The sequence below is a fragment of the Shewanella sp. A22 genome, assembly GCF_053850585.1.
Genome location: NZ_JBSQBN010000153.1, coordinates 1 through 9,648 on the forward strand (window position 1 = coordinate 1; position 9,648 = coordinate 9,648).

General features: G+C 37.6%; 10 protein-coding genes and 1 tRNA gene. 8 read left to right on the forward strand and 3 right to left on the reverse strand.

All coding sequences use genetic code 11. From position 1 onward, the window contains the following. Together ACWXWT_RS18575 and ACWXWT_RS18580 are read right to left on the reverse strand one after the other, a co-directional pair. A partial coding sequence (locus ACWXWT_RS18575; protein WP_456043064.1) for a DDE-type integrase/transposase/recombinase occupies positions 1–527 on the reverse strand: 527 nt, incomplete at its 3' end. A gap of 17 nt (positions 528–544) precedes the next feature. Then, positions 545–814, reverse strand: coding sequence for a transposase (locus ACWXWT_RS18580; RefSeq protein WP_157936128.1), 270 nt, complete (start codon positions 812–814; stop codon positions 545–547). Between the two features lie 367 nt (positions 815–1,181). On the opposite strand from ACWXWT_RS18580, the gene ACWXWT_RS18585 reads away from it, so the two are divergent. The 5 genes from ACWXWT_RS18585 to ACWXWT_RS18605 all read left to right on the forward strand — a co-directional run bounded on the left by ACWXWT_RS18585 (position 1,182) and on the right by ACWXWT_RS18605 (position 5,086). Then, the gene (locus ACWXWT_RS18585) at positions 1,182–2,153 is read left to right on the forward strand and encodes a 5'-nucleotidase (RefSeq protein WP_456043065.1); all 972 of its coding nucleotides are present in this window, start codon (positions 1,182–1,184) and stop codon (positions 2,151–2,153) included. Positions 2,154–2,228: 75 nt separating this feature from the next. Beyond that, a complete protein-coding gene (locus ACWXWT_RS18590; protein ID WP_456043066.1) occupies positions 2,229–2,360 on the forward strand; it encodes a hypothetical protein in 132 nt (43 codons plus the stop codon). A gap of 50 nt (positions 2,361–2,410) precedes the next feature. Next, entirely contained in the window at positions 2,411–2,821 is a 411-nt protein-coding gene (locus ACWXWT_RS18595) for a hypothetical protein (protein ID WP_456043067.1), read from the forward strand. Between the two features lie 73 nt (positions 2,822–2,894). After that, complete coding sequence (locus tag ACWXWT_RS18600) at positions 2,895–4,310, forward strand: zincin-like metallopeptidase domain-containing protein (protein ID WP_456043068.1); 1,416 nt, start codon at positions 2,895–2,897, stop codon at positions 4,308–4,310. Between the two features lie 44 nt (positions 4,311–4,354). Beyond that, positions 4,355–5,086, forward strand: coding sequence for a DUF6933 domain-containing protein (locus ACWXWT_RS18605; protein WP_456043069.1), 732 nt, complete (start codon positions 4,355–4,357; stop codon positions 5,084–5,086). A gap of 766 nt (positions 5,087–5,852) precedes the next feature. Here the strand turns inward: ACWXWT_RS18605 and ACWXWT_RS18610 are convergent. Then, positions 5,853–5,929, reverse strand: a tRNA-Val gene (locus ACWXWT_RS18610). A gap of 300 nt (positions 5,930–6,229) precedes the next feature. Here ACWXWT_RS18610 and ACWXWT_RS18615 point away from each other — a divergent pair. From ACWXWT_RS18615 to ACWXWT_RS18625, 3 genes are all read left to right on the forward strand, one after another. Continuing rightward, entirely contained in the window at positions 6,230–6,808 is a 579-nt protein-coding gene (locus ACWXWT_RS18615; RefSeq protein WP_456043070.1) for a hypothetical protein, read from the forward strand. Then, positions 6,805–9,342 carry a hypothetical protein gene (locus ACWXWT_RS18620; protein WP_456043071.1) on the forward strand — a complete coding sequence of 846 codons (2,538 nt, stop codon included), beginning with the start codon at positions 6,805–6,807 and terminating at the stop codon, positions 9,340–9,342. Before ACWXWT_RS18615 ends, ACWXWT_RS18620 begins: the two co-directional genes overlap by 4 nt. Beyond that, the coding region (locus ACWXWT_RS18625; RefSeq protein ID WP_456043072.1) for a hypothetical protein at positions 9,312–9,648 on the forward strand (337 nt) is incomplete at its 3' end. The genes ACWXWT_RS18620 and ACWXWT_RS18625, both read left to right, overlap by 31 nt.

The window sequence follows — 9,648 nt, forward strand, 5'->3', positions numbered from 1 at the left end:
CCATTATCTTGCCTTAAGCGCTTTGGATAACCGCGATAGGCTGCGATTCTATCCAGTACACGTATAACCCGTTGCGCAGGTAAGCTTGAGTCCACTTCTATTGCTAAAGCTTCACGATGGTAGTCATCAATCACATTAAACGTTCTAAACGATTTGCCCGAAAACAAGTTATCGCTCATAAAATCCATTGACCAGCACTCATTAACTTTGGCTGGAACAGCCAGCGGCTCGGGCTCACGTGAAGGTAAGCGCTTTTTCCCTTTACGCCGTAAGTTAAGCTTCAAACCACAATAAACACGGTACACGCGTTTATGGTTCCATTTATGCCCTAAGAGTCGTAGTCGTTTGAATATCTTCCGAAACCCATAAGCCCTATGCTTCTCAGCAATATCTGATACGGCCTCAATGATGTCATTATCATCGATACGTTTACGTTGATAATAAAATGTGCAACGACTGATCCGTAACGCATCACAAGCCAACACAACTCCTAGGCCAAACTCATGAATGGCATAGTGGGCTAACACCTTCCGCTCTGCTGGCTTTATAGCTTTTTTTCAACAATATCTTTGAGTGCCATGTTTTGTAAGCTGACATCAGCAAACATCTTTTTAAGTTTGGCGTTCTCGGCTTCTAATTCCCGCATACGAGTTAAATCAGAGGCTTGCATTCCACCGTATTTTGATTTCCATTTGTAATAGGTGCTTTGACCGACATTATGTTTGCGGCATAACTCTGGCACGGTGAGTGCGCCAGACTCGCCTTCTTTGAGGATGTTGATAATTTGGCTTTCAGTAAAACGTGTCTTTTTCATGTAATTCTCCATTTGGTTTAGTGTAAATGGAAAACTCTATTTAAAACATTCTGACTTTAAGGGAGGGTTACACAAGCATGAGTAGAAGCAATGGTATGAGCGTGAGTATCAACAAGGAATTTCATGACAAGTCTCGTTGTTTGAATCAAAAAATAGACTGTAATACTACTCTTTTAATAGAGCTTTCTCTATGATCTATCGAAGATTTTTGTCAAAATATGATGGTGTAAATGTAACCATCTCTTAAAATATGATCAATATAAGGGATGGTTACATTTGTCATAATTATTTTACTTTACTGTCAAAAAAGTTTGAGTTAAGCAAAGCTTCATGCTTGAATACAAGCCTCTGAAACAAGGATGTTTTTATGCCACTAGATCTCTCTAATACATTAGTCGTTGGTATTTCAGCCACGGCCCTATTCGATATGGCGGAATCTGACCAAATTTTCAGGGAAACCTTTGAGTCAGATCCTGATACTGCTATTGAAAAATACCGCGAGTTTATGCTGGAACACGAAGATGAGCCGCTAAAGCCTGGCACTGGTTACCCTCTGATTAAAGCTTTACTTGGCCTTAATCAATATCAGCAGGACAATGGCCCTCTTGTTGAGGTCGTGGTGATGTCACGAAATAGCCCTGATACTGGTCTTCGGGTGCTTAATACCATTCGTCACTACAAGCTCAATATAACCCGTTCAGCCTTTACCGCAGGTGAAACCGTTGCTGATTACCTTGATGCCTTTGATGTGGATCTGTTTCTCACCACCAATGTTAAAGATGCTCAGCAGGTGATTGACTCCAAGAACTGTGCCGCGGCAATATTAAAAGCACCGCCAACGGATGCGCCAGAAATACCCGAGGGTCAAGTCCGCATCGCCTTCGATGGTGATGCCGTATTGTTTTCCGATGAAAGTGAATTGGTTTACAAGACTGAAGGAATGGCAGCTTTTCATGCGCAAGAAGATGCTAAGCAAAACATTCCTATGACCGAAGGACCTTACGCTAGTTTGCTACATAAATTATCGCGGCTGCAAGATCGACTTCCTATCCGTGTAGAATACTCGCCTATACGAATTGCACTAGTCACCGCTCGTAATAGTCCATCTGAAATGAGAGTAATTAAAACATTGAGGCATTGGGGAGTTTATGTCGACGAGGCATTTTTCTTAGGTGGTGTAGAAAAAACTAAAGTATTGAAAGCCTTTAGACCACATATTTTCTTTGATGATCAGGACGTTCACTTAGATGCTGCAGCTAATTTAGTTCCATCGGGTAAGGTACCTTACTTAAGTAACTCTGCGTTATCAAAGTCAAAAAATGATGACATTAATGATTGAAAATGGATAACAATTAAAGTGTTGCAGCATAAACATAAAATCAATGGTTAGAAATATTTAGATAAGGACATTACCTTGACTGATTCATTAAAAATCTTTCGCCAATCTTTAAGTGAAGCCCGTGAGTTGGCTGATTGTTATGATGTGCTGAATTGCCATCCAGAGCTATCTACTCCATCTTCATTAAAAAAAGCATGTTTAATTTAGCTTTTGGCACGCTTTAACCACTTATACAATATCAAGCCGAGGAGGTCTGTATGTCAGACAGTGCAGTTTTTGAAATTATGGCTCAATTTCAGCTAGTGATAACGCATGAACTTACATCAGAGGATTTAGCTGATGCTGAAGGTAATATACCTACCATGCTAGAAAAATTTGAGCATGAAGTGCAAACTGAATTTTCGCAGTCGGATATTGATATACAGCTTGATAATGATGTAAAGGTCACCGCTGAACATCAAATTGGCTTCTCAGGTTATTTAAAACGCTGCTATGAATTTAAAGCCGAAGAGTTTGATAATGAAGAACTCATAGATGGTTGTTTTGAAACACAATTAAATGATATGAAGCTAGAAGTGATTAACTGTTGCGATATGAGCTTGTACGAAATAACACTTATATCATATAGCTGGGCAGATGATGAATTGGTCGAAATAATACCAAATTAAAGACCGGTATAACTGGCTCGCTAATTAGCAGTCAAACAATGATGATTGAATAATAAAACGGAATTTTAATAATATGGTTAACCTAACTGAATTTAGGCAGAATTTTTTCATACAACAAGAGTATGCATTAATAACAGGGCGTACGATTCAAAGCCTGTTAACTCGAAGTGCTGAATTACATGGTAATACTCAATTCAATTCTTTCTTGTATAAAACACAATCAACCTCAAATCCAATAAATTGGTTAGATGAAGATCAATGTTTAAACGCTAGTATCAATGGTTTAAGGCAAGCATCAAAAAAGATTGCTAGCTTAGAAATATGGCTCGGATTGCCTTATTCAGAGATATTAAGCGCGCTAGCTTATAAGCATAATACCTCTAGCCTAGAACAGTTATTTAACAGTTCGCCTAATGAAGAGTGGGCTAATGTCACTAAAGGTGGTGTAAAGTCCTTATTAGAAGAATTTGATTGGTGGTGTGATTTTTTAAATACTTTAGACATACACGAATACGATTTTGAGTCAGCTCAAGACTTGCTAGTTTTTCTAGAACAACCATTATTTAAACAACTAAAACGCTTAGTTGATATTGTTCAAATTACAACAGCTAATTGGGAATTAGACGCCGATGTGTTTGCCAATATTAATCGTGGTCTAAGAAAAAATAACAAAGAATTTTTGCCGGAATGGCTGTCAACGATTAACGGAAGTAACCATTACAATGCTAAAAGTCATAGGGAATATAAATCGCTTCATTCGTGGTTTTTCCTCTCAATAATAGCCCAAGTATATGGTTATAAGAGTAATTTGTGGGCAACACAGCAGCAATGGAAAAAACTTGGTTATGAACTAAAGCATGGTGCAAAGTTAGCACCTGTTTTTCATTACTTTAAAGTTGAAAATGCAGACGAGTTTGACAATGATGATAATCATCGAACAGAAAGTACTTTTGGGCGAAAAATATCCATCGTATATAATGCAGATGAAGTGATAGGTTACACAGGTAAAAATTTTGCTGACACTAAAGTAAGAGATATATCTGTGCTGTCACGCCGTATTGATGAATTAGCAATTAATATCGAATACTCAAAAGAAGATGGTAATGCGGCTTACTATTATGATGACGATATGATTAAGATGCCTCATAAAGAATTGTTTAAGGCAAAAGATAGTACTAAAGCTTATTACGCAACCTTACTACATGAGATGATACATTGGACTGGTCATGAAACACGTTGTAATCGTGAATTCGGACATTTTAGCGACAATAGGTATGCTTTTGAAGAATTAGTCGCCGAAATAGGGTCTTCCTTCTTGTGTGCTCGTTTTGGTATAAATAAAAAGGTAAGAGCATTATCTATTAGTTATATTGCACATTGGCTTGAGCAACTAGATGATAAAGAATGGATGAATCATTTAGAGAGAAGTGCGACCTTAGCTAATCGGGCGAGTACTTATATTTATTTGCCTAAAAGAGATGATAAGTAAACATTATTCAGATATTTAGATAATTTAAACAGATCGAAGACAAGATGACATTATTACTATCAACAACCAATGCTCTCAACAAATGGCTTAAAGCCGATTTACCTCGCTTGCCTACGAAGGAGGGCCACAGAGTCGGCGTCCATGCCTTAGAGTCAGACCAACAAACATTTTGCTGGCAATTACACATTATCGACAATGCCTACAAATCACATCATAAAACCATCATTGCCTGTGAAGCAAACAGCCGCTTTACAGTATTTATTCCGGTTGATACCAAGTTAACGCTGGATGAATTAGCTGCACGCTTGCAAATGCAGTGGCAATACTCATTAGCGGAAACCTTGCAGCAACTGCGCGCCATACCAAATAGTGAGATTGCTATGCTATTAAGTGAGTTATCTGAGGTGAACATGGATACTCACTGGGTTAAAAATACCGACTTAAGCATTAGCGGCCATATTAGTGATGCCGCACTTTGGATAACCCAAATGTTGGCGGAGCAAGGGCTTAATGAGCTGACAGAGGATCTGAGTACTGATTTGTCGATTCATCTAAACACTCAAATGAAGCGAGTAAAAAATAAAACTAAAAAATTTATGCCTATTGTGAACATGATGGATTACTGTCAAGACATTTTGTTAATACCAAACGATGATAATACATCTGATGTAGATGAGCTAATCAGCAATATATCGATTACTCAACAACCGGATACAACCATTAAAACAGTAAGTAATGTCATCGATTTTAATCAATATAAACAGAAAATGAGGTAATTTATATTACTCACTTGGTAACTTTATTACACCTTGAGGTGTGAGTTATTACTCCGTTTTATATAAATCAATAGGTTAAAATTTGGTGTGATTTAGCATTAGTAAAAGTGTTAATTACTTTTACTAATGCTAAATGACAGACAACTGGCTGATAATCATCGTAGTATTAAGTATTATTGTTACAGTAAATACTATCGCTTTAATTATGTATTGGTTAAAAGCGCGAGCAGATCTAAGCCCTCACAAGCCAAAAGCAAAGTGTCAGGTCAGTACAAAAAATAATAACAAATGATATGAACGCATTTGGCTTAGTATTTCTGACGATTTGTATTCTTAAACTATGCACAAACTTCAATCTATTTTTATTGGAATGTTATCTAAGTCTTAATCAATAAAATATTGATCAAAATAACATCATCGGATATCCGATAATCATTAGGGAATACGAGTTAATGGACGAACAACTCAACAAAAGTCTCGATACCTCTTCTGCTTATGAATTACGTACACCAAAGATTACTTTAGAATAGGATGTCGTGCTCGCACCACAGACTCGAAATTACATTGTGATTTTAAGGGAGGGTTACAATACGATTAAGTTTAAAAAACTTGTAGCTATTATTTCATAAATTTTCACGTTAACAGACATGTTTAAACATCAGTAATATTGCATTACATTAATGAACTAAAACAATTTTGCTCTGGGTAGATTGTCTTGAATAATATGATGAATCTAAAAATTTTAACGAGGAGTTACTGCATGAAATGGTACACCCGAGTGGACTCGAACCACCGACCCCTACCATGTCAAGGTAGTGCTCTAACCAGCTGAGCTACGGGTGTATTGTTTACATTTATTACAATTTCAATGTTTAGACTCTTTGAAAAGAGTGGTACACCCGAGTGGACTCGAACCACCGACCCCTACCATGTCAAGACGTGTTATATTTAATTTTAGTAAATCTCTCCAAACTCTACATTTCAGCTGTATCCCTTTATTTATCAGGTTTTAGTATCGTAATCAGTATCTCATTTTCGATAATTTAAGCGAATATTCGCAATATTTTTGCTTGAAGTGGGCACGATTTAGGCACAATATGAAAATGTCGAAATTGACCACTATTTTGTCGTTTAGGGGGAGTGATGAACGTACATGCTGAGCATTTCAATAAGAGTTTAGATAAGTTGCTAGTCGACGTTAAACTCGAGATGGTTGCATTTAATCAAATTCAACTTGAGCGTTCGCTTAAAACCTTCTGTGAATCGTTTAACCTTCTTAGTACTCTAAAACCAAGCTCAGATGATAGCGTCGAATCCCCCGCATCAATATTGCTCGACTCATACCAAGCACCCTTGTTAGCAAGTAAAACTCAGGCAGGTTATTATCGTTTAATTTCTGGATTATTGACCTATCAAAAGCTATGTAAAATATATGCTGGTGATGCCAAAGCTCTAGTACCTTGTATTGTGTTACCTCGGCGCCCTAATAAAGACACACTCCATTTATTAATGCTCAATGATATTGTTAGGCCGTTATTAAAACAGTTTGTTAATGTCACAGGAGATTCAATCACTCAATCTTTATCTGCATGGTTTGTCACTGATGAACAACCATCAGTTTTTAACTCCCCACAATGGCAGTCGCTGTTTCCAATGATAAAAACCAAAACACAATTGTGTGAGTGGTTACATGTCAGCACTAAAACGGTCAGATTAAAATGACAAGTATCAAGCAACATTTAATAGAGCATATATGTCGATATTGCGAACTCAAAATGCCGCAAATTGGCAAAGACGAAGTGAGTGAAGATCTAGATGAATTTGTTGAGCGTATATTCGCCCCAGAATCTCTCGGGGGACTTAAACAAGTAATTCGAATGATAGATGGTATACGAAATATATCTTTTAACTCAGCACAATCGATAATGAAAGAGTTGCATTTGGCAACCTATATTTTTGATGCATTGCACAAGTATAGTTTTGATATCGAGGACCGTTATATCAGCAAAGAATATCATCGGACCAAGTATCAAAAAGGGTGGTGCAGTGAATATCCCTTTTATGTTGTGTTGCTTAAATCTTATGAGTACAACCTGACGATAAAATCATGCGAATTATTTGCAACATTCATCAAGCACTATTACTCAGTGTTAGATACCCTCAGAGACAAAGACTTAGCAAGGGAATCTTCAACAAGGGAAGAAGATGCCTGCTCTAATTTCAGGCTTTTCATGAGAACCACTGCCCCAGAACTGAATTTTGTACGCGAGACAATACCAAATACATCGGCCGATTCACCAACGGCCATTGCCCACCAACTAGATCAATATCTTACAAGTAAAGAAACATGGCCATATCTACCACATAAAAATTATCTTCGAACACTGTGTCATTTCTTTTCCAATGATTGGAAACCAGCAAAACATATCACTCGAAGAAGACCTGCAATTGATAGAGTACCTAAACGTTATGCAGATCCCATTGCGATCCCGATTGTCGGCTCCCATGATGACATATTTGCATTGCTCCCTGACGAACCTTTAATACCTAATAGTGAAGGTTTAAATGATGATGACCAGTATGCTGCTCAGACATTTGTCATTAATAACCGTGACGTAGATACTAAACGTGATAAAACAGAACTACTCGACACAGCTATTCCTTTCAATAAGCACGTACAAAATAGAAATGCTATAGATGTCACCGCAAGTGTTCGTCGCTCTCATAATATGGGCATACAAAATACACAATTATTAATGCCTGAAGAGCTTAACTTCCTCATTGAAAAATTAATCCTGATGGGGCATCGACCAGCCAACCGCGAAATGGCGATAGTAATATGGCTAATGTTGCTATTGAGTAAATCTGTAGAAGAAATACAAAGCTTAGTCGTATTTACAGATTTATCTAGAAAACAGCAGGGCTTGTATATTGATGAACTTGGGCAAGGGTGGTGGTTCTTCTATGTAAGCCATTCAGCAAAAGCTAAGCTGGATAACGAAGGGCTAAGAGAAGTTAAAGAGGAGGTTTTTACGCCATGCCCCGAGTTTTTACAAAAGCTCATAGTTTCAAATAGGGGAGCTCAGTTAACCGGCCCCATCCTTAATGAAAAAGATTCAAAAATAATTACGAGTACAGTCGTGCGAAAGCTAAAAAAGCTATCCGATCGACATGCTTCAGGCCGCGTAAGTGTCCGACGATTGGTTAACTTTGTTAGTTATTATCTTAATTCAACTGATGTTATTGATCCTATTTTTATCGACTATAGCTATGCAGTGCATATGTACACGACTCGTGTTGCGAGAAGTTACGCGAATGTCAGCGATCTTTTTAGAACCGAGCAACTCTGCAAATTATGGCAAAATGTTGAACAAGATATTCAACGGTACTCGGGCAAACCACTACCGATTTCATTATTTGAACTTCGACATTTTGATCAAACTAATCCTTTCATAGGGTCATCTTTCACGCCTACAAATGATGCTATATCAACCTTAATTAACTCGTTAACAAAGCGAGTGTCAGCGTCTATACCTGGTTTTCATCATCGATTGTCAGATATGATTGAATATCATAATGCATTTACCGCTTATACAGCCTGGATGTTGCTATTTGGAACGGGCTATAGAGCGGCTTGGAATCCGTTACCGACATTTGCTTTATTTTTACCGTTATTAAATTTAATGGGGATAAGTGACAAAGACGATTCTGACTTTAGTCATTCTCGTATTGTCGCAGTGCCCAATATTTTAGTATCTCAATTGAACGAATATAAACGTCACTTAGGGTGTTTACGTTCATTGTTGCGCGTGTTACTGCCAAAGATGTGCAGTACGATTGACAACATAGTTGACGTTCAGCAACACGTGTTGAGCTTTAATCATACTCAGGCAACACAATGGTACAAAGTCATCCGAAATTCACGTAAAGAACAAGGTCCTTTCTTTTTTTTAAATAGACAAGGCAATAGTGTAGTAGCGACAAACTTATCACCCTCAGAGCTTGTAAACTATTGTAAAAATGAAATACAACTGCCTGCTAATGCTGGACGACATTGGTTAAAATCCCACTTATTAAAGAAAAACATTTGCCCTGAGTTAATCAATTTCCAAATGGGTCATTGGCAAGCTGGAGAAGTGCCATTAGGTGATTATTCAGCTTTAAGTCATGTTGAAGCCATCAATGAAATAGTCCCTGTGCTTGATGAGTTATTTGAGGAGGTCGGATGGAAATCATTAAAGTCCGTCATTTCATAAAAAACCTCTGGGAAAGTGGAAAATTTCACCCTTTATATCGAGAGGTTTTTGATGCATATGTAAAAAAAGATGAATTTGAAGACGATACTCAAAGCAAAGCTGAAGATGATACTCAAAGCAAAGCTGAAGACGATACTCAAAGCAAAGCTGAAGACGATACTCAAAGCAAAGCTGAAGACGATACTCAAAGCAAAGCTGAAGATGATACTCAAAGCAAAGCTGAAGATGATACTCAAAGCAAAGCTGAAGATGATACTCAAAGCAAAGCTGAAGATGATACTCAAAGCAAAGCTGAAGATGATACTC